Raw genomic sequence first — 23,063 nt, 5'->3', positions numbered from 1 at the left:
GCCTTCAAACTGTCATAAAGGTAGTCACTAACTCCTTCGGCAAACCGCCACCCGTCGAACACCACTCGCCACGCACCACCCACGCCCCCCATACACAGCAGCCTCCACACACACCTAGCCACAGCTCCCTACACACCCCACCCCCCACAACTGGCCACGCCCCAGAGCCAATCAAACCAATCCGTACTAAGCGGGCTATAGCACTCTCGACACAGATACACACACCCTCTTACCTTGGGTTTTTCCAAAACTTTGCAATAGACAGCTTGGTTCACTATTGTTTGTAAGCAACGTTTTGAACAATCTCAAAAACCGCAAGGAAGTATCTGAAATGACCACCAAGTACGACAACAGCAACGCCGCCAACTGGGGCCTGTCCACTCGCGCTATTCACGCCGGCTTCGCTCCGGACGCACAGACCTCCGCGCGCAACCTGCCGATTTACAACACCTCCTCCTACGTCTTCGATTCCGCTGAGCACGCTGCCAACCGCTTCAACCTCTCGGATGCAGGCCCGATTTACTCCCGCCTGACCAACCCGACTGTGGATGCCGTCGAGCAGCGCATCGCCAGCCTCGAGGGCGGCGTCGCTGCCGTACTGTTCTCCTCCGGCCAGGCAGCTGAGACCGCTGCTGTCCTCACCCTGGCTCGTGCAGGCGACCACTTCGTCGTTTCGCCACGCCTCTACGGCGGTACTGAGACCCTGTTCAAGGTCACCCTGCCGCGCCTTGGCATCGACTGCACTTTCGTCGAGAACCCGGATGCCCCGGAGTCCTGGCAGGCAGCAGTTCAGGACAACACCGTCGGTTTCTACGGTGAGTCCATTGCCAACCCGCAGATCGATGTCCTCGATATCCCGGCCATCGCCGAGGTTGCACACCGCAACAACGTTCCGCTGATTGTCGACAACACGGTTCCGACCCCGGCCCTGCTGCGCCCGCTCGAGCACGGTGCTGACGTCGTGGTTTCCTCCACCACCAAGTTCCTGACTGGTAACGGCTCCTCCCTTGGCGGTGTCATCGTCGACGGTGGCAAGTTCGACTGGACTCAGACCCGCAACGGCCGTTCCATCTTCCCGAACTTCACCGAGGCCGACGAGGCTTACCACGGCCTGAAGTTCGCCGACCTGGGCGCCCCGGCCTTCGCACTGCGTGCTCGCGCTGGCATTCTCCGCGACACCGGCGCTGCCCCGGCTCCGTTCAACGCCTGGGTTCTGGCTCAGGGCCTCGACACCCTGGCTCTGCGCATCGAGCGCCACAATGAGAACGCCAAGGCTGTCGCTGAGTTCCTCGAGAACCACCCGCTGGTCGCCAAGGTCAACTACGCTGGCCTGCCGAGCTCCCCGTGGTACGAGACCCTGAACAAGCTGGGCCTTTCCGGCGCCAGCGGCGTGCTCTCCTTCGACCTGAAGGATGCCGACACCGCCAAGGCTTGGAAGTTCATTGACGCTCTGAAGCTGCACTCCAACGTCGCCAACATCGGTGATGTCCGCTCGCTGGTTGTCCACCCGGCCACCACCACTCACTCCCAGTCCGATGAGGAGGGTCTGACTCGCGCCGGTATTTCCCAGGCCACCGTTCGCCTCTCTGTCGGTATCGAGAACATCGATGACATCATCGCCGATCTCGAGGGCGGCTTCGCAGCACTCGCGTAGACCGTTTGTACACGGACACAGAACGGACTAAGTAGTCTATAAGGCATGAGCTTTTCCCCATCTACCCCGGCCGCCCTCCCACCCGAGGGCGAGCCGGGGCGTGTCTTTATCGGCGATGTCACAACCGAGGCTGGCGCGGTCATCCCCGACGTCACTGTCGAGTTCGAACGCTGGGGTCGGCTTAACGACGACTGCTCGAATGTCATCCTCCTCGAGCACGCTCTAACCGGCGACGCCCACGCTTCCGGCCCCTCGGATGAGTACCACCCGACTGCGGGTTGGTGGAACGGGATGATTGGCTCTGCCCGCGCACTGGATACCGACGAGTACTGCATTATCTGCACCAACGTCATCGGTGGCTGTCGCGGTACAACCGGCCCTTCCAGTCCACATCCGGACGACGGCAAGCCCTGGGGCTCTCGCTTCCCCGCAATCTCCGTGCGCGACACGGTGACGGTGGAGCACCTGGCGCTGCAAGAACTGGGAATTTCCCGCCTCCAAGCTGTCATTGGTGGCTCCCTGGGTGGGGCTCGCGCACTTGAATGGTCACTGATGCACCCGGATTTCGTCGGCAAGGCATTGGTGATGTGTGTCGGCGCACGTGCGTCTGCTTGGCAGATTGGTATTCAGTCTGCGCAGATTCAATTCATTGAGTCCGATCCCGATTGGCATGGCGGCGACTACTACGACCGCGGTGTGACTCCGGCCCGAGGTCTGGGTTTTGCACGCAGGGTCGCGCATTTGACGTACCGTGGCGAGCTGGAGATGGATGACCGCTTTGGCGCGGCAGCGCAGCCCGGTGAGGATCCGTTGGGCGCGATGCGCACGGAAGATCGATTCCAGGTAGAAAGCTACTTGGATCATCAGGCGAAGAAGCTGGCTCAGCGTTTCGATGCCGGCTCGTATGTCGTGCTCACCGATACCTTGAATCGGCACAATATTGGCCGTGATCGCGGTGGCCTCAACGAGGCGCTGCACTCGTCAACCGTGCCGACCATGGTTGCCGGTGTGGACACGGACATTCTCTACCCCTTCCACCAGCAGGAGCACCTCGCCCGCAATCTGGGCAACTGCTTGGGGCTGGAAAAGATTGAATCCGCCGTGGGTCACGACGGATTCTTGACGGAGTTCGAGCGAGTGGATTCGATTGTGCGTAGTTTCCTCGCTCGCGATGTCAGTTAATGTCAGCTAGCTTCCCAGCGCATCCACGCTGACTGCGAGGAATACGATTCCCATCCCGATTATGGAGCAAAACCATAGGTCAAAGGCCCGGGATCGTACGGAGAACACACCTAAAATGCTGTCAGGCAGGTACTGCCTAGCCACGCCGAGCAGCATCATTGTGCTTCCCAGCATGAATGTGGCGCGTCGCCACCGCTCCAGCCCCAGGAACACAACGAAGGCGGACATGCCGAAAAAGAGCGCGCCGTAAATCGTATACTGCACCCACATTGGCCACGATGCCCCCGGCGGCGGGGTCTTTGGGCTGTGCGGGTTCAGCATTGGATCCGGCAGATCTTCCCGCCGGGCACGCTGCGCAATTTCCCTTTTCGACACGAGTTGTTCCTCCTGGCTGACTAGGCCAGGCCAGCGAGCTTTTCAGCGCGCTCGACGACATTGCGTACGAGGAAAGCGCGAGTCAGTGGGCCGACACCACCTGGGTTCGGGGATACGTAACCGGCAATGTCCCAGACGTCATCAGCAACGTCACCGGCCAGCTTGCCGTCGACACGCGAAACTCCCACGTCGAGCACAGCGGCGCCAGGCTTGACCATGTCTGCAGTAAGCATATGAGCGACACCAGCAGCGGCGATGATGACATCAGCCTGACGGGTTTCAGCGACCAAGTCCTTGGTGCCGGTGTGACATAGTGTCACGGTAGAGTTCTCGCTGCGGCGAGTGAGCATCAGGCCGATTGGACGACCAACGGTGACACCGCGGCCGATAACAACAACCTTGGCACCGTTGAGCTCGACGCCGAAGCGTCGCAGCAGGTGGATACAGCCGTTTGGGGTACACGGCAGTGGTGCTGGCTCGTTGAGGACCAGCTTGCCCAGGTTTACCGGGTGGAGGCCATCGGCGTCCTTCTCCGGGTCGATGAGCCCCAGAATACGGTTTTCATCCAAGTGCTTCGGCAGTGGCAACTGAACAATGTAGCCTGTGCACTCCGGGCTTTCGTTCAGCTCGTTAATTACTGCCTCGAGTTCTTCCTGCGTGGTATCAGCAGGAAGGTCACGGCGGATAGAGGCGATACCAATCTGCTCACAGTCACGATGCTTCATCTTGACGTAAGAGTGGCTGCCTGGATCATCACCAACCAACACGGTGGCCAGCCCCGGGGTGTAGCCGGCTTCCTTTAAACGCTCAACGCGCTTTTCCAGGTCTTCAAAGATTTCGTCTCGGTAGAGTTTGCCATCAAGCTTTGTCGCTGCCATGGCATTTATCTTAGGCACAGGAGCGAATAATGCCCAGAAACGCCTCGTAGCCGCTCTCGCCTTGCCCCTATTTACCGCCCATAAAGCCCTGCTGACGCCAGACTTCATAAGCAGCCACTGCTGCGGCGTTGGAAAGATTCATGCTGCGACGAGCTGGCAGCATCGGAATTCGGATTAATTGTGTAATTCGCGGATCATCGAGCACTGACTGTTCCAACCCGGTTGGCTCTGGACCAAAGAGCAGTACATCGGTGTTCGTGTACTCAATATCTGTGTGCCACGTGTCAGCGTGTGCGGTAAAGGCAAAGATGCGGCACCCTTGGCTGGCAAAGGCCTCCAACGCTTGATCGATGGAATCGTGAATACGCACATCGGCCAGGTCATGGTAATCCAGCCCGGCGCGACGCAGATTTTTGTCATCGAAGTTGAACCCCAATGGCTTGGCCAGATGCAGCATAGCTCCAGAGCCCGCACACATGCGGATAGCGTTTCCGGTGTTCGGCGGGATGACAGGCCGGTCAAAAAGCACGTGGCAGGTGTGGCTCGTAATCCAGTCTGTGGAGTTCGTTGGCTCGGAGTTCGTTGGCTCGGTCGTGGCGCTATTCATTTCTTCCGTCAGTTCTTTTCCGCTGTTTCTTTTACTGCTCGTTGTTGGTTTCTGCTGCCGCTGTCGTGGCAGGCGCCGCATCGCACACACCGTGCTCGGTGAAAAACGCGATGATGGTCTCACCGATTAGCGCTCGGCTCCTCGGCTTCGAGAACTTATGGCCCTCTCCCTCGACCACTAGAAAATCGGTGGCCACGCCGTATGCGTCCATGGCGTTGCGCATCTGACCGGACTCTCGCGGAGGCACGTTGGTATCCCACTCGCCGTGGATAAAGAGCGTTGGAACCTTCATTTCCTCCGCACGGTGCAGCGGCGAGATATCGCGCAGAAGCTCAGCATCCTGGTACGGGTAGCCGTATCGAGGGAACGCGGCCTGCGCCAACCAAGGCTCGGTGGATTGGTAGTAGGTTTCAAAACTTGTCATTCCGCAGGCATCGACGATGGCCGCAAACTGATCCGGGTACCATGCCGAGGCCAACAGCGACATGAAGCCACCGTAGGATCGCCCGCCCAGAGCAATGCGTTCTGGGTCCGCCAACCCGGCATCAACGAGGAAGGAACGCGCCGCTGCGATATCCGCAATAGCGGCAAAGCGCCCATAGCGGTCGCCCGCGTGCTCAAATGACCTACCGGACCCCGAGGAACCGCGCACATTAGGAGTGAACACCACGAAGCCCGCCTCCACAATGCTGGCTAGAACATCGTGGTGGATGGGTTTCGCCTGCAGTTCTGGTCCGCCGTGGATGTGGATGAAAGCCGGCGGTAGCGCGTTTCCGGAGACGTCATTAGAACTATTGCGCACCGACTCCGGAAGGTAGAGCCAGCCAGACAGTTCCAACCCATCGCGGGAGACAAAGTAGACCAGCTCTGGAGCCGGCATGGTCTCCAGATTCTTCTCTTCCAGAGCCAAAATCCGTTCGGTGCGTTCCATATCCAATGGCTCAATGACACCACCGATATTGCGCAGAATCTCCACCGTTGGCGCAAGGCCTGGCCCTTCTACTGTCAGGGAGATCAGCTCACCGTCACCGGAGATTGACAGCTCGCGCGCAACCATGCCCGGCAATTCCACATTGCGGCGCACCATCACCCGCATGTCGTCAGTCTGCGGGTGAAGGCCAAGGGTAAGCACCTCAAGCGTGCTGACCCCACCGCTGTTCCACAGCACAGCCGCAGTGGAGGAATCCTCACTGATGACAAATTCTTCGACGTCTTGATCCGGATTGCCAATGAACTCCTCGACATCAACTTCGATGCCGATCTTCATATCCAAAATCTCCGCTGCGGTCGATTCCGCTGTGCGCGGCTCAGTAGTGCTGATACCGCTATCGGGAGTAATACCCAGGCGCAGGATGCGACGCTGTTCCGCGCCATGATCTGAGAGCACGAACGCGGTCAGCTTCTCCTGCCCCGGATGCGCCAATAAGACACCGGCATCTGTGGTGGAGCCGGGATCGGACGGCAGCAGCGGCTGCCACTGCTGCCCCGGTCCGACCAGCAGTAGCTCACGGTGACCTCGTGGCCCCACCCGCACGAGGCCAAACCCACCTTCAGCCGCTACCAGCTGGCTGTCAGTGCGTTTATCAATGACCTCATACTTTGAGTCCGTCGGGTTGACCAAACGCGCATAGTTAATGCCCTGGGCATCGACCGCGTTCATCGCTAGGAGATCATTATCCCATTCCACCAGTGTGGCGCGCATATCCGCATCCATACGCAGGGGGCGGGCACCGTCGACCTCCGGATTGGTGGATACCAGCCAGGTCTGCAGTCGCTCCGTACCGTACGGAGAGACCTCGCAGGCGATCCACTTTCCATCCGGGGAGTGCAGCACCCTGGTAACCGGGCCTTCCACCGGCAGTTTCACGGGGCGCTCCACACCTAGCCCCTCCGGAGTAATCTCCTGCTGTACCGCACGCGGGTAGCCGCTATCGCGGACAATAAAGGCGATTGCACTCCCATCCGGTGCTAACGAGGATTCATAGGTCTGGCGCATGACAATCCATTCTAGTAGTCAGCGAAAATCTCTACTTCGACCTGCCACCACTGGCTGACCCAGAGCCTCGGACATATCCACCAGACGATCGGCCACGATTGTCACCGCACCAGAGGCTGTCTGCGCGATACCGCGCACCACCATCGCCCGCGAATTCACCGCTACCGGCCGAAATCGATTCCACAGCCCCGGCGTACATAGCACATTCACCAGCCCAGTTTCGTCCTCCATTCCCAAAAATGTCACTCCGCCAGCGGTCCCCGGACGTTGCCTATGCGTCACGACTCCCGCCACTTCTACTCGTGTTCCGTCGGGCACTGCTTTCAGTTCCGCCGCAGGCACCACTCCACGTTCCTGCAGGTCTGCCCGCAACGCGGCCACCGGGTACTGCCCCGGGGTCACTCCCGTTGCAGTCAAATCGGCAGCTGCCAGCTCAAACTCCGTCATGCCGGGCAACGCAGGTGCGTCGGCAAGCGTGAGCCCCGGCAGCATGCCCTCACTTTCCGTCGCCGCCACGCCCGCCGCCCACAGTGCTTGACGACGGTCAATCCCCAGCGACCCAAGTGCCCCTGCACGCGCCAGTGCTTCCATGTGCCCAACACCCAGCCGAGCTCTGCGGGCGACATCTGCTGCGTTGACAAATGGCCGCGCTGCAACGATACGTTCCGCCACGTCATTGCCCACACTGGCAATGGCGCCGAGCCCCAAACGAATACGCCCATCGATGACGCGGGCTTCCACGCCTGAAACCGCGATATCCGGACCATCGCAGCCGATACCGTGCCGGCGGGCATCGGCAATCAACGACTGCGGAGAGTAAAACCCCATGGGCTGAGCACGGAGCAATGCGACACAGAACTCCGCCGGATAGTGGTACTTAAACCAAGCCGAGAAATACACCAAGGAGGCAAACGACTGCGCGTGTGATTCCGGGAAACCGTAGGCGGCAAAGGCCACTATCTTGTTCCACAGTTGTTCCCCAATATCCGCATCAATGCCACTGGTGCGCTCCAGCCCAGCCAGAAAACGGGCATGAAGCGCTTCCATTTTGGCCACTGAGCGCTTCGACCCCATAGCGCGACGCAGCGAGTCCGCTTCCGCCCCACTGAAACCCGCCGCATCGACGGCCATTTGCATCAGCTGCTCTTGAAATAGCGGGATGCCCAGTGTCTTCCCGAGGGACTTCTCCAGCACTGGATGCTCATAGGTCACTGGTTCGAGTCCATTTCGGCGGCGAATGTAGGGGTGCACGCTACCGCCTTGAATGGGGCCTGGGCGAATGAGTGCCACCTCCACCACCAGATCAAAGAACTCCCTCGGCTTCAGTCGGGGCAAGGTGGCCAGCTGCGCGCGCGATTCCACCTGAAACACGCCCACCGCGTCCGCGCGTGCCAACATCTCATAGACCCCCGGCTCGGCGACATCTATTTCCCACAGGTTCACTCGGCGCCCATGCTGTTCATAGACCAAGTCAATGCAATGGTGGATGGCCTCCAGCATTCCGAGGCCAAGCAGGTCGAACTTCACCAGTCCCGCTGCCGCACAGTCATCCTTATCCCACTGCACTACCGAGCGACCTTCCATGCGTGCCCATTCCACTGGCACGACATCCGCAATCGGCCGATCACAAATCACCATTCCGCCAGAGTGAATACCTAGATGCCGAGGCTGCCCACGAAGCTGCTCCGCCAGTTGCTGCACCGGCTCCGGCGGGCACGCCTCCCGGTCTCTGACCCACGCATCGATAACGCCCGGCGAGTACCCCAACACCCGCGCCGCATCGCGCAATGCACCGCGCCGCCGGTAGGTAATGACATTGGCCACCTGCGCGGCATTGTCACGACCATACTTTTCATAGACGTATTGGATGACCTCTTCCCTACGACCAGACTCAATGTCTACATCGATATCCGGTGGCCCATCCCGTTCTGGCGACAAAAACCTCTCGAACAACAGCCCGGCACTAATGGGGTCAACATTGGTGATCCCCAGCGCAAAACACACCACCGAGTTAGCGGCCGAACCGCGCCCCTGCGCCAGAATTCCCGCCCGGCGACAGAACTCACAGAGGTCATGCACGATGAGGAAGTAGCCTGGAAAACCCAGCTCTCGAATCACAGTCAGCTCATTCTCTAACTGCGCCCACGCCCGCGCTTGCACGGAGCTATCCCCAGCTCCATCGGCCGGACCATACCGCCGCCGCGCCCCCGCACGAGCAATTTCCCGTAGCCACGAATCCTCATCGTGACCAGCAGGAACCTCCCAGCGAGGCAACTCAGGCGCAATGAGATCAAGCGTAAAAGCACACTCACCTGCAATGTCCTGTGTTGCCTGCAGCACCTGCGCCCCCAGATACCGTGTTGCCGCCGATAGCTCCTCCCACGAACGCAACCAAGCTCCGCCTGCGGGCTCCAGCCGTGACTCGAACCCGTCTAAGTCCTCCCGCACAGCAAGGGCCTGCTTCGCCCCGGCCAACCGGCTTGCCGCAGGCGAGGCCGCCGTCGCAGCAGAGGAAACCACCTCCCGCAGGCCATACTTCACAGCTGCGGCCGAAATAGCCTCCTCATCATCGGCCGCCTCTGCTGTGGAGCTCAGGCGGTGCTCGAGCGCCACGTTCTCCGCACCGAAGGCCGCAATGAGCTCTTCCAAGTCGCCGACCCAGCTGACGTCGGCAAGCACCTGCCAGAAACCACCTGCGGCCTCCCCTAACTCTGGCAGCGAGGGATAGCGGACGACGGACTTCTCCCCTGCCGACATATGCGCATCACACAGCGTGTGGCTCAGGCGCCGATAGCCCTCGGGCCCCCGCCCCAGCACTGTGAGGGGCCGCTGCGGAAGCCCCAGCTCCGCGCCGATGATTGTGGCGATACCAGCCTCCGCTGCAGCCTCGGCAAAACGAGCGATTCCATAGAAACCATCGCGATCTGCGAGCCCCAACACGTTTAACCCCAAACGCGCAGCCTCGGACACCAATTCTTCCGGATCCGATGCGCCATGCAGGAATGAATAGCTCGAACGACAGTGCAATTCCGCCTTAATATCCGCAGGCGAAAATGACACGCCACCTCCGCCACTAACACCGCTTTCCGGAGCTTCAAAAGCCCCAACGATGGAATCTGACAGCTGCCCCCTCCAGCCGTTGAAGCTGCCATTAGGCTGTAGTTTTCCTGAAAATTTACCCGATAGAATACGCTCAATCCGCGACCAGCTCAGTGGCCGACCGGACTGCTCCGACTGTCCGTCCGAGATGTTTTCCATGCCATGAACATTAACCCACCCTACGGACTGCATTCAAACGTATTTTCGATTAGTATGTGCATTAAGCGCCACCCCCGGGACGCATCCGTAAGTCACACCTCAGCCACGCTCGACTGTTTAGGCTGAAGTTGAATTTTCAGCACTACCTGGGCAAGTGCTAGCCTTAACCCCAGAATTAAAGACAGCTTGGTCTAGTTCTGCCTTAAAACTTCAGCTAACAAATCCCATTAAATAAGGAGACCCCTCGATGAACCTCAAGCGTTTTTCCGCCGGTGTACTTACTGTCGCGTTCGCCGCAACCGGCCTTACCGCCTGTGGCAGCTCGGATGATGCCATTCGCATCGGCACCACGGATGCCGGCAAGAAGGCCTGGACCGTTTTCGAGCAGAAGGCTTCCGAACAGGGCATCGATCTGGATGTTCAGCCCTTCTCCGACTACCAGACCCCGAACCGCGCACTCGATGAGGGCCAGCTCGACGTCAATCTCTTCCAGCACATCAAGTTCTTGGCTGAGTACAACGTCGGCGCTAAGTCGGACCTGACTCCGATTGGCTCGAGCGAAATTGTCCCGCTGGCTCTGTTCTGGAAGGACCACAAGTCGGTTGATGAGCTGAAGAAGGGCACCGAGGTCGTCATCCCGAACGACCCGTCCAACCAGGGCCGCGCTATTAACGTGCTGGTTCAGGCTGGCCTGCTGAAGCTGAAGCAGGATGACCTGCTGACTCCGTCCCCGGCTGACATCGATAAGGAAGCTTCCACAGTCACGGTCCTGCCAGTGGACGCTGCTCAGACCCCGGCCGCTTACGGCGAGGGTAAGCCTGCCATTATTAATAACTCCTTCCTGGACCGCGCCGGTATCGACCCGAACACCGCCATCTTCCAGGATGACCCGAACTCCACGGAGGCAGAGCCGTACATCAACGTCTTTGTCACCAAGGCTGAAAATGCTGACGACCCGAAGTACGCGGAGCTCTCCAAGATCTGGCACTCCAAGGAGGTCCAGGACGCAGTCGCAGAGGACTCCAAGGGCACCTCGGTTCCGATTGACCGTTCGGCTAAGGAGCTGCAGGACATTCTGAATCGCGTCGAAGAGCAGCAGCGCGAGCAGAACTAACGCCATTGCCACTTAAGTACCGCCCAACACCAGGGAACATAGACCAAGGGGCACTGATTCATTCGTGACCAACAAGGGAACGAAGCTCGAGTTCCGCGAGCTGAACAAGCAATTCGGCGACGTCACCGCGCTCGCCGACATCAACCTGACCGTTGAACCCGGCGAAATCCTCGGCGTCATCGGTTATTCCGGCGCCGGTAAATCAACGCTCATCCGTATGATTAACGGCCTGGAAAAGCCAACATCAGGGCAGGTTTTGCTGGATGACACCGACATCGTCGGCATCTCCGAGCGCCGGCTACGGGGCCTGCGCCGCAATATCGGCATGATTTTCCAGCACTTCAACCTCTTCCATTCGCGCAACGCGATTCGCAACGTTGAATACCCGCTGGAACTGGCCGGTATGCCGAAGGCCAAGCGCCGCGCTCGCGCCCAGGAGCTGTTGGAGTTCGTCGGTCTCGGCGACAAGGCGGAGTCCTTCCCAGAGCAGCTCTCGGGTGGACAGAAGCAGCGTGTCGGCATCGCCCGTGCGCTCGCCACCGAACCGACGCTCCTGCTTGCCGACGAAGCCACCTCGGCACTCGACCCGGAAACTACTTCCGGTGTCCTGGATCTGCTGCGTCGCATCAATCGCGAAATGGGTGTCACTATCGTGCTGATTACCCATGACATGTCGGTTGTGCGCGGTATCGCTGACCGCATGGCCATCATGGAAAATGGGCACATCGTCGAAACTGGTACGGTTCACGGGGTCTTTGCCAATCCCAAGACTGAGGTTGGCCGCCGCTTCGCCACCACCGCACTGCGCGATGTTCCGATTGGCCGTGAACGCGATTCGGTGAATCAGTCTGCCGAGAGCGCAGCGGCTCGCCTGGTCACCATCACTATCAATGACGGTGTTGACCTCGGCGCCCTGGCACAGGCCACTAGTGCCCACGGTGTCGCCGCCTCGGTGGCACACGGCGCGGTCGCCAATGTGCAGGCGAAGTCCTACGGCCGCCTTACTTTGCGATTGACTCCGCTGACAGGCAATTCCGCCTCGGATCCCTCTGATTTCGATGCCGCCATTGCTGCTATTTCCGAACTGACACAGGTAGAGGAGCTTGCATCATGATTGGTCTCTTAAACTCTCTGCCATCAGTGAGTGGCAAGGACACCAACTGGGATAGCCTCGGCCCGATGCTGGGCGAGGCATTCGGCCAGACGCTCTACATGGTCTGTGTCGCCATGCTGATTGGTGGTGTCGCAGGTCTGGCAATCGGCGTGCTGCTCTACACCACCCGCGATGGTGGCGTACTGCGCAACAGGTTTGTCTACCAGGTCCTCAATGTCCTGATTAACTTTGTTCGACCAATCCCGTTCATCATCTTGGTTACAGCCATCGGCCCACTGACAAAGAACGTGGTCGGCACCACGATCGGCACCGAAGCCGCAGTGTTCGTCATGTCGATTGCCGCCACCTTCGCCATCGCGCGCCTGGTGGAGCAGAACTTGATGTCCATCGACCCCGGCGTGATTGAGGCCGCCCGTGCGATGGGCGCAAGTCCGTGGCGCATCATCCGCACGGTCGTCGTGCCGGAGGCACTGGGCCCGCTGGTACTGGGCTACACCTTCGCATTCATCGCCGTGGTCGACATGTCAGCTATGGCCGGCTACATCGGCGGTGGCGGACTGGGCAACTTCGCAATCACCTACGGCTACCAGGCATTCGACTGGAACGTCACTCTGGTGACAACCCTGGTCATTATCTTCATCGTCCAGTTGGCGCAGATCTTCGGCAACTGGCTCTCCAAGAAGATTATGCGCAGGTAGCCGCACACATTAGCTAGCCACTAGCTAGCAGCGGGTCACTTCGACCGCAGCCCAGCCCTTCTTTGGCCCTGGAGCATCACCGCAGGAAGACACAACGCCTTCCGTGGTGATTTTCTCCAGGGCCACTTCATATTCCACGACCTTGTCGCGGTCGCTGGGGCCGTCGTAAAGCGCGACGACTGCAGTCGTGCCGTCGACGTCAACGCGTGCGACATCGTCTACGCCCCACGTATCGGCTTGACGACGCACAGCCAACTCGGCCGCCTGCCCCTGCGGGGTGTAGATACCACGGCCGCGGCAGCCCTCTGCATGCACGATGCCCTGCTGAGCGTCTTCGATGACCCCCTTGGCATCCACCGCACTCAGACGTCCAAAGCTGTAATTCCATGGCAACAGCACACTCGCCGGCGCAAAGCGGTGCCCCTTAGAGTGCGAGGTTTCCCACACGACCTCTGGGTAGAGATTGTGCATCGCAGCAGCGAGCGGGCGACCTTTAATCGCACAGCAACGATCGCGCTTACCGTGCGTACAGATGAGAAACAGTGGATGGTCCAGACGAGTGGCTCCCTCGGTGGGCTGACCAAGGCGAATATCCAGAGTCATCAGGTCTTCAACATCGGCAACCATGCGGTGTTCGAGAAAAACCTCAGAGCCATCCACTGACTCACAATGCGCTATATAGACGTTAACGCCATCACACGGCTGCTGGCCGATTCGGCCTGGCTTTCGAATCAGTTGCAACGCGCCGCCGCGTTCGGACAACCAGGCTTCTAATCGACCGGTGATCTCTGCTCCCCATACCCCGCCGTCAAAAATATCGTGCGACCAACCGAGTTGGTGCTCCAACGCAATAAAGAGTTTTCCGGTCTTCGCAGTACCGGGAAGCGGCTCAGTCATCTGAGCGGAACAGGTAGTATCAAATTTGGCCTGGCTCATACGCCTAAGCGTAATTGAGTGCCCCCTGCGATTGGGGCTTAGGTCGCAGCGTTCACCCCTGTTTTATTACTATTGTGCAACACTTTGACAACAAATACTTCTGACCTCGACTTTTGTAGTTCAGCTTGTTGAAATTCCGCAACTGCGCACATACCGTCAGACGTATGAATACGAAATCGCTGGATGCTTCGCGCAACCGTACCCGTATCGCGGCATCCCTGTGCCTCGCATTGGGCCTGGCTCTCGGCGCTTGCTCCTCTGACTCATCCCCAGACTCGGCTGCTGCAGTGTCTATGAAGACTGACTCAACCGCTGGCACCTCCGATTTGTCAAGCAGCTCTAGCAGCTCCACTAGCTCGTCTGCGGCAGCGCAAACCACCATGGATGACGATGCTGCTCCGGAGGGCGATTTCAATAGTTCCTCCTCAGAAGCTGCCCCTTCCGATGGCGCTTACTTGGGTATTGAAGATGTTCGTGTCGGTTCCCACGACGGTTACGACCGCATTGTCTTTGAACTCACGGGCGAGGGCACTCCGGGATATTTCGTCCGTTACGAGGATGTGCCGACCCAACAGGGCTCCGGCAAACCGATTTCGGTCGACGGCACAGCCAAGCTGGTAATCGACTTGCGGGGCATGGGTTACCCCTTTGATTTCCAGATGGAGGACTTCCCCTCTGACCCGGTCAAGCCGACATCGACTTCCGTTATTAAGGAAGTCGTCGGCGCCGGCACCTTCGAGGGACAGACTCAGTATGTCGTCGGGCTCAAGGGAGATAAGACCCCATTCAAGGTTTTCTCGTTGAGCAATCCGAACCGCCTGGTTATTGACTTCCAATCGAAGTAATCGGGTTGCCCATCCCCGGTGCCGGCCCCTCGCTACGCCTCTACGCGTAAGCCCCCTCGATTCTCCATGCGCCGGCATGCCCTATGAGCAACCAGGCGGCGATGGTACCGTCATTCGCCATCGCACGGATTTGTATTCTTGCCGCTCGACGAGCCTCATCGGGCACCCACCAGCGCTCATCAATCGGCCAGGGCCCAGCCCACGATGACACGCGGTACGTTGTCACTCCATGCCGCACCAGAGATGGTTCCGCCGTCATGGTCGCTCGCCCAGTTACGCCCACGGTCTGCCCATTGGCATCGAGCACTTCCACCTCAGCATTAGCAGTCGCGGGAATAGTTGCCGGATTGGGGGCAAGAACGGCTCCCGGCCACGGCTGATTATTTTCCGCGGTTTTTGTGCTTTTGGGTTTTTCTCCGAAAGCGACAAATCCCACTCTTTCTCCTGGGCCACGCCCGCCCTGCATGATTGGTTGCTGTACTGCCTCTGACCCCAGTAACCCCTGCACACGCTCGGCAGCCCGGCGCGCTTTGGCTCGCGCATCATCGCTGCCGTGCCACAGATCCTGTTTTACAGTACCGGCGGCGACCACATCCAGTGGCTCTAACTGCAGCTCTACAATTCCGCGGCTGTCATCTCCATCATTTTCCTCAGCGCCGTCAACAGTTCCAGCAACAGTGCCGCTGCCTCCTCGTGGCTGCTGCCGATTCCTGTTATTCAGCCAGCCATCGAGCTGCCACCGAACCCTGTCAGCCGTAGTCTGTTCTGCCAGTGGCTCAGTGCAGCGCCATACTCTGCGCACCTCTGAGCCGTCACTAAATTGCGCCACCACCGCTAAGCGGTAACACGAATACCCATGGTTAAAAAGTTTTTCATGCAGTTGCCCAGCTAGAAAGCGCGCGACGAATGAGGCCTCATCCACTCTTCGGAGTGGACTCTCCCAAGACTGGTAGCTCACCGCCAGTCCTGGCGGCAAAGATCGCGGCGCCACCAACCGCACTTCCCCACGGCAGGCCAAATCGTGCCATCTAGCCCCCTGCGCCCCAAACCTGTTGGCTATATCCCGCTTCGGTAACGCAGCGACATCCCCCAATGTGCGCAGGCCGAGTTCCTGCCACGACTTCGCAAGCTCTGCGGGCATCTCCAGTGCACTTTCCGCCCTCAGCTCCACCAGAGAGATTCCCTGCCGAAATCTTTTGCCTTCATCTTCCCCGGGAGCTACCAGCACTCCCCTGCGCGCTGCCAAAATAGCTGTCACAATATCGTCCGCGAGCCCCAAGCTGCAGTCCACGCCCGGTACCGCAGCGGCATCAAGCAGCTTTTCCAAGGCCACATCCTGTCCGCCGTAATAACGCATTACCCCTCGCGCTGCCACAACCGCCAAGCCTGGCCGTAGAGCTTCGACCCCAGCTGCCACCGCCTCCAACCGTTGCAGCACGGACTCGAATTCTGCAGCGTCGCGCACCGCACTTTCCTCGACAACCTCCAGCTCCGGGCACAACGCTTCCGCATGGCGACGGCTTTGCCCGCGCCGTACCCCTGCACGGCGCGCACTCGGAGAACAAGCAGCTACTCCGCTATCACCCACAATCGCAACTGGACTGAGCGGATTAGCCTGCGACGTCACAGATGCTAGATGTGCTGCCTGCACTGGCCAATCAGGAAGCCATAGCGCCACCACACGGCTCGATTCCGCCGCTACCACTAGGACCTCCTCTGCGCGGGAAACGCGACCACATTGTTCTGTTCCACCTGTTCCCCCACCCGCCAACGGCACTGCCTCCGCGGAAACCGCGTCCCCGACACACTGACTTGGTAATCCACTGCTCGAATCCGGCCATAACCAGTGCCAAGCCCGGAAACACCAGCGACAGAGCTGGAAATTTCCGCAGCAGCGCCCGGCCACTGCTGCCCGACAAAAACCAGAGCACAACCACTCGTGCGCAGTCGTGCCTGCAGCGGACGTGCCTGCGACGGCGGCGGAGTGCGCGCCAACGAAGCCACCACCAAGTCAACGCCGCCCGCCAACAGCCCAATTACTTCAAGCGGCTGCATTCCAGGATCTGGCACACAGACAATGTTCGATAGCTTCCCGCCCAACTCCACCACGGAGAGCAACCCCTGTTCAGCGAGTCCAACTAGCGCAACATGACCTGTCTTCGTAACTTCCGCGATTAGACCTGCCAATACCGCACCGGGCTGTTCAATGACACTGACAGCCCCTTTTCGCACTGCTCCCGCCAACGTATTTTCCAACGCCTCCGGCACCGGCAGAGCCTCACCGAGCCCAAAGGTTGCACCAGTTGCAGTCCCACCAGACTGGGCTGCCATCGCCTGCCGCAATGCCGCAATAGTCTGTTCCTTAGACTGCCCCGCAGCAATATTGACCGCCGTTGTCACTTCTTGTTCCACCTCATCCCGCTGCTATCCCACTGCCATCTCACTGCCATCCCCACTGCCCTGCCCACCACGAACACTGCTCGAATATTCTTTCCCAACAAGCGGATTAAACACTACCCTAAATAGAATGTACGTTCGATATTAATGTGCGAAGAAAAGCGCCGCACACCACCGCGCGACGCTCTAACCTCAGCCGAGTACTACATTTCGTACTACTTAGGCCTTCACATCGAGAACTACATCGAATTCGAGCAAATCAGCCGACGACGACACCGGCTTGCGCTTTTCGCCCTCATGCGAAGCCTTGAAGGCACGGCCCTCACGCCACCCCTGGTAGGCCTCCTCGCTCTCCCACTCGGTAAAGACAAAGTAGCGGCTCTCTCCTGCAGTTGGACGCAGCAGCTGGAAACCAATGAAGCCCGGCACATCGCTCATCTTTGAAGAGTTTGCGGAAAAGCGACGTTCGAGCTCTTCTCCCGAACCCTCAGGAACGGTAATAGCGTTAATTTTTACAATGCTCATGGTCATAACACTAGCCACACAACTCTCAACAATCTATAGTTCCATCGCTACTAAAATTAAGAAGTATGACAGATTCCAGCCGGCACCAACACTCTTCAGGCTCTTACCAAGACGGGGCCGAACGCACGACAAAATTTATCAATAGTCCCGTGCGCCTGGGGACGGCAATTGGCGTCACCACCGCAGTGATCGCACTGCTCGCATTGCTTAAAGCCCACATCATCGGCTCCATTGGCTGGTGGATCATGATAGCGCTTTTACTGGTACTCATCGGCACCACACTTTTCGTGCGCCAGGCAAAAACACCCACCAAAGAAACTCGGCCCTCCTACTTCGCAGAGCCGATGCGTGAGTCACCAAACGACATCTCGTGGAATAGCAGTATAAGCGTGCTGCTCATCTTCCCCGGAGCATGGATCATTGCCGCCGTCGCCGAACGAATTTCCTCTACACCGGTCGCCTGCATAATGACCCTAGTTCTGTCCGCCATCACCGCTACCTGCGCAATCCTGCCGCGGCAATTCGGATTCCTCCCTCTCGCCGCGCATCTTCCTGACAATTTCGCCCAGCGCTGCCCCTACCCCGCCGACTCACCAGAGGCCCGCATCCTCACAGTCCTCTTCATCGCACGTCTACGCGACGGCTACGTCTTCTTCACCGACCAGCTCCCCTATTTCGCCATGCTTGACGACGATACCGTGAGCGCAGCTCTCCACACCCTAGCCGCCGATAAGCGCATCACCATCGCCAAGAACAATTCGGCCCTGACGGAAAAGGGCCGTGCCCGCGAGTTTGCACAACTCACAGACACGGCCCTTGCCAACTAGTGGCTTACTCCCACTCAATGGTTCCCGGTGGCTTGGAAGTCACATCCAGGACCACGCGGTTGACCTCAGGCACCTCGTTGGTGATACGAGTGGAGATTTTCTCCAGCGTATCGTAGGGAACACGAGTCCAGTCAGCGGTCATCGCATCCTCAGAGGAAACCGGGCGCAGCACGATTGGGTGGCCATAAGTACGACCATCACCCTGGACACCAACCGAGCGGACGTCGGCAAGCAGGACGACCGGGCACTGCCAGACAACCTCGTCCATACCTGCGGCCGTCATTTCCTCGCGTGCAATGGCGTCGGCGCGGCGGAGGGTATCCAGACGCCCCTCATCGACAGCGCCGATGATGCGGATACCAAGACCCGGACCCGGGAACGGCTGGCGAGCGACGATTTCTTCCGGCAGCCCCAGTTCGCGACCGACCGCACGGACCTCGTCCTTAAACAGCAGGCGCAGCGGCTCAACGAGGGTGAACTCAACGTCATCCGGCAGACCGCCGACGTTGTGGTGGCTCTTAATGTTGGCGGTACCAGAACCGCCACCGGACTCAACCACATCCGGGTACAGGGTGCCCTGGACCAGGAAGTCCACGGTCTCGCCCTCCGGAGCGCCCTCCAGCGCCTGTGCGACAGCGCGCTCGAAGGAGCGGATGAACTCACGGCCGATGGTCTTACGTTTGGTCTCCGGATCGGTGATACCAGCCAGAGCATCCAGGAAGACCTTGGAATCGTCGACGGTAATCAGCTTCGCACCAGTTGCGGCAACGAAATCCTTCTCAACCTGCTCGCGCTCGCCCTGGCGCAGCAGCCCATGGTCGACGAAGACACAGGTCAGACGGTCACCAATAGCGCGTTGCACAAGTGCGGCGGCAACTGCGGAGTCAACGCCGCCAGACAGACCGCAAATTGCGCGACCGGTCTCACCGACCTGATTACGGACCTGCTCAATCAGCTCTTCCGCGATGTTAGCGGCAGTCCAGTCCGGCTCCAGGCCAGCAATCTCATACAGGAACTCCTCCAGAACCTGCTGACCATACGGCGAGTGGTTGACCTCCGGGTGGTACTGCACACCGGCCATGCGCTTTTCCAAGCACTCGAAAGCCGCTACCGGAGCACCCTTGGTGGACGCCGTAACGGTGAAGCCCTCCGGTGCCTTAGACACCGCGTCACCGTGGCTCATCCACACCTCGTGTGTCTCCGGCACACCAGTGTGAGCGACACCGCCACCGTCGACGACGTTCAGCTGCGTGCGGCCGTACTCACGGTCACCGGTAGCAGCAATCGTGCCGCCGAGCACCTCAGTCATCGCCTGGAAGCCGTAGCAAATACCAAACACCGGAATGCCCAGCTCAAGCCACTCTGGGTTGAGCTTCGGGGCACCTTCGGCGTAGGCACTGGACGGGCCTCCGGACAGCACCAGCGCAGCCGGGTTCTTGGCCTTAATTTCTTCGGTCGTCGCATCATGCGAGACCACTTCGGAATAAATTTTTGCCTCGCGCACACGTCGCGCGATGAGCTGCGCATACTGCGCACCGAAGTCCACGACGAGGACGGGCTTAGTCACCTGTTCAGACACGCCCTAAAGCTTATCAAGACTTACGGACTGCAGGCATACCCAGGTTCAGTGCAGCCGGAGCATCTTCCGGCACAGCCGGGTTCACCGGAGCAATCGGATCCAGGCGCACGTAGGAGTCACCCTGCGCCGGACGCAGATCTTCCTCACCCTTATTCGGCCACAGCGACGTTGCACGCTCCGCATTCGCGGAAATCGACAGTGACGGGTTCACTCCCGGGTTGGCTGCCATCGCCGAACCGTCGTGAATCGAGAGCGTCGGGTAACCCCACACACGCAAGTACGGATCAACAACGCCGTTTTCGGGTGAATCCGAAATCGTTGCGCCGCCAATGAAGTGAGCTGTCAAAGGAATGTTTGCCAACTCACCGATAGTGCCCCCAGCCAGCACACGACCATTCCGACCACGTGCACTGAGCTTGTCCGCCGCACGTTGCGTAGCTTCGTTACCCGACGGAATCCACGTCGGATTCGGCTCCCCCTCGCCCTGCTTACTCATCAGGAAACGCACCGGCCCGATCTTTTGCAGGTACGTCGTAATCGAGTTGTCGCGATTCTGCATCACCAGAGAAATCACGGTGCGCTGCGACCACTTACGCAGATTCACGAGCTGCGTCAGGTAGTTAGGATGCTTTACGACGGTTCCCACAGCCTGCAGCCAACGCGGAGTTGCACGACCTCCTTCGGTCATAATCATCTGCAGCATTGCGATGGCATTAGAACCCTTGCCATAGCGCACTGGCTCGATATGGGTGTCCTCATCTGGGAAGAATGACGAAGTGATGGCTACACCGTTAGAGAAGTCATTTTCCGGGTCCACCTTCGTACCCATCGCGCCCAAAATAGCCTCGGAGTTAGTGCGGGTCAGCTTGCCCAAAGACTTCGGCAGCAGCGGCAAGTGCCCATCGGCCTGCTGGCGATGCAGCAAATTCTGGGTGCCCCATGCACCGGCGGCGAGAATGACGCGCTTAGCGCTAAACTGCTGCTTGCCCTTAGCTACCCAACGACCAGTGCGCTCAGTGTCAATAACCCAGGAGCCATCAGCCTGAGGATGCAGACCGGTAACGGTAGTGCGGTCAAAGACCTGCGCACCAAACTTCTCCGCCAAGTAGAGGTAGTTCTTAACCAGGGTGTTCTTAGCATTGTGACGGCAACCAGTCATGCACTCACCACATTCCGTACAAGCAGTACGGTCCGGGCCAATCCCCCCGAAGTAAGGATCGGAAACTGTTTGCCCCGGCGCACCCTGACCACCGGTCTTGGCGCCAAAGAACACACCCACCGGAGTCGAGCGGAAAGTATGGCCCACACCCATATCTTCGGCTACCTCACGCATGACGACGTCGGCAGGCGTGTCGGATGGGTTGGTGACCACCCCGAGCATGCGAGATGCATTGTCATAGTGCGGAGTGAGTTCTGACTCCCAGTCGGTAATGTGCCCCCACTGACGGTGCTGGAAGTACTCGGTGCCCGGCTTATACAGAGTGTTTGCGTAGTTAAGAGAACCACCGCCGACGCCGGCACCAGCGAGAATCATGACATCTTTCAACATGTGCACACGCTGGACACCAAAGAGTCCCAGCTTAGGAGCCCACAGGTACTTGTGAAGCCGCCAGCTGGTCTTGGCAAAGTCTTTATCTTCGAACCGTCGACCAGCTTCGAGAACTGCCACTCGGTAGCCCTTTTCAGTCAACCGCAAAGCAGAAACAGAACCACCGAAACCGGAACCGACGATTACAACATCGAAATCACGTTGTTTACTCATGGGAAAAGCCACCTTCTCTAAGGGCGTAACGCTAATGCGCGGAACTCATGTTCCTAACCCTAAGCGGAGGTGGCTTTTCAGTAAGGTAGTTTTGCGAAAAAACTATCCGATTACTTTAATTAAAAACCCTTTGGACGTACCGACAGCTCAACGCGGTGGAAGGACTTCAGGTTGGTAAAGCCGCACTTGGCCATTGCGCGACGCAGGCCACCGGCGAGATTGCGGTCACCGAACGGCGAAGCGGAAGGGCCAAACAGAGCCTCTTCCAGGCTGACCAATTCCTTCTCATCGTCGACGACCGGCCACACCGCACCGCGCGGGTACTTCGGATGTGCCGCAACAGACGGCCAGGCGTAGCCCTGCCCCGGAGCTTCGTGGACGGTTGCCAGCACACTGGACAGTGCCACAGCATCCGCACCGCAGGCGATTGCCTTGGCGATGTCACCGACGGTATCAATGCCGCCATCGGCAATGATGTGGACGTAACGCCCCTCGGTCTCATCGAGGTAGTCCTTACGAGCAGCTGCAGCATCCGCAATAGCGGTAGCCATTGGCACATCGATACCGAGCGCATCCGGGGACGTCGTAAAGCCCGTACCGACAATCACACCAGCTGCGCCTGAACGCATCAGATGCAGCGCAGTCTGGTAGTCGACAACGCCACCGGCGATAACTGGAACGTCCAGGCTGCCGATGAAGTCCTTGAGGTTTAGCGGTTCACCCTGAGCCGTGACATGCTCTGCGGAAATCAGCGTGCCCTGGATAACCAACAAGTCGATGCCGGCCTTGATAGCCAGCGGAGCCAGCTCACGGGCATGCTGCGGGGAGACACGAACTGCAGTAATCGCGCCGGTTGCGCGAATCTCCTTGATGCGCTCAACCAACAGGTCAGTATCAATTGGAGCAGAGTGCAGTTCCTGCAGCTTGCGGTTCGCTGCCTCGGATTCACGCTTGGTGGCGGCATTCTTTGCCAACTCCACCAGCTCGGCGATCTTGTCCTGCGCATCGGCGTGACGGGCCCAGATACCCTCGGCGTTGAGAACCGCCAAACCGCCCAGGCGAGCAAACTCAGCGACGGATTCCGGGCTGGCGATGGCATCTGTCGGATGCATCATCATCGGGAGTTCGAAATCGTAGGCGTCAATTCGCCAGGAGGTATCGACGTCCTTGGACGACCGGGTACGCCGAGTGGGAACGAGTGCAATATCGTCCAACTCGTAGGTCCGGCGTGCCTCGCGGCCAATACCGATTTCAACGATGTCGCGCATGAGCTTTCCTCACATGCCCTTTCCGTGGAATTTAACTCGACTAAGCCA

At 59.1% G+C, this 23,063-nt stretch carries 19 protein-coding genes; 7 read left to right on the top strand and 12 right to left on the bottom strand.

Annotation, left to right across the window (positions count from 1 at the left end; all coding sequences use genetic code 11):
• Window positions 1-331: 331 nt before the first annotated feature.
• Window positions 332-1,654 (top strand): O-acetylhomoserine/O-acetylserine sulfhydrylase, encoded by a 1,323-nt coding sequence (locus CRD18_RS09830; protein ID WP_187406698.1) that lies wholly within the window; start codon window positions 332-334, stop codon window positions 1,652-1,654.
• Window positions 1,655-1,699: 45 nt separating this feature from the next.
• Window positions 1,700-2,836: a homoserine O-acetyltransferase gene (locus tag CRD18_RS09825; RefSeq protein WP_048731552.1), complete on the top strand. Its 1,137-nt coding sequence runs from the start codon at window positions 1,700-1,702 to the stop codon at window positions 2,834-2,836.
• A 6-nt stretch (window positions 2,837-2,842) separates the two neighbouring features.
• Here the strand turns inward: CRD18_RS09825 and CRD18_RS09820 are convergent, their stop codons facing one another.
• The 5 genes from CRD18_RS09820 to CRD18_RS09800 form a co-directional block, all read right to left on the bottom strand.
• Window positions 2,843-3,211 (bottom strand): DUF3017 domain-containing protein, encoded by a 369-nt coding sequence (locus CRD18_RS09820; RefSeq protein ID WP_005510063.1) that lies wholly within the window; start codon window positions 3,209-3,211, stop codon window positions 2,843-2,845.
• 20 nt (window positions 3,212-3,231) lie between these two features.
• Window positions 3,232-4,089, bottom strand: coding sequence for a bifunctional methylenetetrahydrofolate dehydrogenase/methenyltetrahydrofolate cyclohydrolase (locus CRD18_RS09815; protein ID WP_070429823.1), 858 nt, complete (start codon window positions 4,087-4,089; stop codon window positions 3,232-3,234).
• A gap of 67 nt (window positions 4,090-4,156) precedes the next feature.
• The gene (locus tag CRD18_RS09810) at window positions 4,157-4,696 is read right to left on the bottom strand and encodes a tRNA (cytidine(34)-2'-O)-methyltransferase (protein ID WP_016422134.1); all 540 of its coding nucleotides are present in this window, start codon (window positions 4,694-4,696) and stop codon (window positions 4,157-4,159) included.
• A 31-nt stretch (window positions 4,697-4,727) separates the two neighbouring features.
• A complete protein-coding gene (locus CRD18_RS09805; RefSeq protein WP_016422133.1) occupies window positions 4,728-6,692 on the bottom strand; it encodes a S9 family peptidase in 1,965 nt (654 codons plus the stop codon).
• Window positions 6,693-6,710: 18 nt separating this feature from the next.
• Window positions 6,711-9,950, bottom strand: coding sequence for an error-prone DNA polymerase (locus tag CRD18_RS09800; RefSeq protein WP_070827284.1), 3,240 nt, complete (start codon window positions 9,948-9,950; stop codon window positions 6,711-6,713).
• A gap of 247 nt (window positions 9,951-10,197) precedes the next feature.
• Between CRD18_RS09800 and CRD18_RS09795 the strand changes: the two genes are divergently transcribed.
• From CRD18_RS09795 to CRD18_RS09785, 3 genes are all read left to right on the top strand, one after another.
• On the top strand, window positions 10,198-11,064 hold the full coding sequence (locus CRD18_RS09795) for a MetQ/NlpA family ABC transporter substrate-binding protein (protein WP_070827280.1): 867 nt from the start codon (window positions 10,198-10,200) through the stop codon (window positions 11,062-11,064).
• 64 nt (window positions 11,065-11,128) lie between these two features.
• Window positions 11,129-12,178: a methionine ABC transporter ATP-binding protein gene (locus CRD18_RS09790; RefSeq protein WP_187406697.1), complete on the top strand. Its 1,050-nt coding sequence runs from the start codon at window positions 11,129-11,131 to the stop codon at window positions 12,176-12,178.
• 65 nt (window positions 12,179-12,243) lie between these two features.
• A complete protein-coding gene (locus CRD18_RS09785; RefSeq protein WP_242458708.1) occupies window positions 12,244-12,876 on the top strand; it encodes a methionine ABC transporter permease in 633 nt (210 codons plus the stop codon).
• A 24-nt stretch (window positions 12,877-12,900) separates the two neighbouring features.
• On the opposite strand, the gene CRD18_RS09780 is transcribed toward CRD18_RS09785, so the two are convergent.
• The gene (locus CRD18_RS09780; RefSeq protein ID WP_187406696.1) at window positions 12,901-13,812 is read right to left on the bottom strand and encodes a sucrase ferredoxin; all 912 of its coding nucleotides are present in this window, start codon (window positions 13,810-13,812) and stop codon (window positions 12,901-12,903) included.
• 164 nt (window positions 13,813-13,976) lie between these two features.
• Here CRD18_RS09780 and CRD18_RS09775 point away from each other — a divergent pair, with 164 nt between their 5' ends.
• Window positions 13,977-14,657 carry a hypothetical protein gene (locus CRD18_RS09775; RefSeq protein ID WP_187406695.1) on the top strand — a complete coding sequence of 227 codons (681 nt, stop codon included), beginning with the start codon at window positions 13,977-13,979 and terminating at the stop codon, window positions 14,655-14,657.
• A gap of 40 nt (window positions 14,658-14,697) precedes the next feature.
• Here the strand turns inward: CRD18_RS09775 and CRD18_RS09770 are convergent, their stop codons facing one another.
• The 3 genes from CRD18_RS09770 to CRD18_RS09760 all read right to left on the bottom strand — a co-directional run bounded on the left by CRD18_RS09770 (window position 14,698) and on the right by CRD18_RS09760 (window position 17,579).
• A complete protein-coding gene (locus CRD18_RS09770) occupies window positions 14,698-16,362 on the bottom strand; it encodes a DNA polymerase Y family protein (RefSeq protein ID WP_048731534.1) in 1,665 nt (554 codons plus the stop codon).
• A complete protein-coding gene (locus CRD18_RS09765) occupies window positions 16,362-17,057 on the bottom strand; it encodes a hypothetical protein (protein WP_187404336.1) in 696 nt (231 codons plus the stop codon). The genes CRD18_RS09770 and CRD18_RS09765 overlap by 1 nt, the downstream gene beginning before the upstream one ends.
• A 216-nt stretch (window positions 17,058-17,273) precedes the next feature.
• The gene (locus CRD18_RS09760) at window positions 17,274-17,579 is read right to left on the bottom strand and encodes an antibiotic biosynthesis monooxygenase (RefSeq protein ID WP_070549744.1); all 306 of its coding nucleotides are present in this window, start codon (window positions 17,577-17,579) and stop codon (window positions 17,274-17,276) included.
• A gap of 65 nt (window positions 17,580-17,644) precedes the next feature.
• Here CRD18_RS09760 and CRD18_RS09755 point away from each other — a divergent pair, with 65 nt between their 5' ends.
• Window positions 17,645-18,406, top strand: a complete 762-nt coding sequence (locus CRD18_RS09755) for a hypothetical protein (RefSeq protein ID WP_016422123.1) — start codon at window positions 17,645-17,647, stop codon at window positions 18,404-18,406.
• 4 nt (window positions 18,407-18,410) lie between these two features.
• Here the strand turns inward: CRD18_RS09755 and guaA are convergent, their stop codons facing one another.
• The 3 genes from guaA to CRD18_RS09740 all read right to left on the bottom strand — a co-directional run bounded on the left by guaA (window position 18,411) and on the right by CRD18_RS09740 (window position 23,015).
• On the bottom strand, window positions 18,411-19,985 hold the full coding sequence (guaA, locus tag CRD18_RS09750) for a glutamine-hydrolyzing GMP synthase (RefSeq protein ID WP_049190353.1): 1,575 nt from the start codon (window positions 19,983-19,985) through the stop codon (window positions 18,411-18,413).
• Window positions 19,986-19,998: 13 nt separating this feature from the next.
• Window positions 19,999-21,747: an FAD-dependent oxidoreductase gene (locus CRD18_RS09745; protein WP_187406694.1), complete on the bottom strand. Its 1,749-nt coding sequence runs from the start codon at window positions 21,745-21,747 to the stop codon at window positions 19,999-20,001.
• Window positions 21,748-21,866: 119 nt separating this feature from the next.
• The gene (locus CRD18_RS09740; RefSeq protein WP_048731529.1) at window positions 21,867-23,015 is read right to left on the bottom strand and encodes a GuaB3 family IMP dehydrogenase-related protein; all 1,149 of its coding nucleotides are present in this window, start codon (window positions 23,013-23,015) and stop codon (window positions 21,867-21,869) included.
• Between the last annotated feature and the right edge of the window lie 48 nt (window positions 23,016-23,063).

The organism is Corynebacterium sp. LK31, from assembly GCF_014335015.1.
GTDB lineage: Bacteria > Actinomycetota > Actinomycetes > Mycobacteriales > Mycobacteriaceae > Corynebacterium > Corynebacterium jeikeium_D.
The sequence above is the reverse complement of the archived record's forward strand: the minus strand, read 5'-3'. Positions and strand labels throughout refer to the sequence as shown.

Bases quoted from the DNA above. Each gene is read 5' to 3' on its own strand.
- CRD18_RS09830 (WP_187406698.1), top strand. From the start codon at position 332: ATGACCACCAAGTACGACAACAGCAACGCCGCCAACTGGGGCCTGTCC.
- CRD18_RS09825 (WP_048731552.1), top strand. From the start codon at position 1,700: ATGAGCTTTTCCCCATCTACCCCGGCCGCCCTCCCACCCGAGGGCGAG.
- CRD18_RS09815 (WP_070429823.1), bottom strand. From the start codon at position 4,089: ATGGCAGCGACAAAGCTTGATGGCAAACTCTACCGAGACGAAATCTTT.
- CRD18_RS09810 (WP_016422134.1), bottom strand. From the start codon at position 4,696: ATGAATAGCGCCACGACCGAGCCAACGAACTCCGAGCCAACGAACTCC.
- CRD18_RS09805 (WP_016422133.1), bottom strand. From the start codon at position 6,692: ATGCGCCAGACCTATGAATCCTCGTTAGCACCGGATGGGAGTGCAATC.
- CRD18_RS09800 (WP_070827284.1), bottom strand. From the start codon at position 9,950: ATGGAAAACATCTCGGACGGACAGTCGGAGCAGTCCGGTCGGCCACTG.
- CRD18_RS09795 (WP_070827280.1), top strand. From the start codon at position 10,198: ATGAACCTCAAGCGTTTTTCCGCCGGTGTACTTACTGTCGCGTTCGCC.
- CRD18_RS09785 (WP_242458708.1), top strand. From the start codon at position 12,244: ATGCTGGGCGAGGCATTCGGCCAGACGCTCTACATGGTCTGTGTCGCC.
- CRD18_RS09780 (WP_187406696.1), bottom strand. From the start codon at position 13,812: ATGAGCCAGGCCAAATTTGATACTACCTGTTCCGCTCAGATGACTGAG.
- CRD18_RS09775 (WP_187406695.1), top strand. From the start codon at position 13,977: ATGAATACGAAATCGCTGGATGCTTCGCGCAACCGTACCCGTATCGCG.
- CRD18_RS09760 (WP_070549744.1), bottom strand. From the start codon at position 17,579: ATGAGCATTGTAAAAATTAACGCTATTACCGTTCCTGAGGGTTCGGGA.
- CRD18_RS09755 (WP_016422123.1), top strand. From the start codon at position 17,645: ATGACAGATTCCAGCCGGCACCAACACTCTTCAGGCTCTTACCAAGAC.
- CRD18_RS09745 (WP_187406694.1), bottom strand. From the start codon at position 21,747: ATGAGTAAACAACGTGATTTCGATGTTGTAATCGTCGGTTCCGGTTTC.
- CRD18_RS09740 (WP_048731529.1), bottom strand. From the start codon at position 23,015: ATGCGCGACATCGTTGAAATCGGTATTGGCCGCGAGGCACGCCGGACC.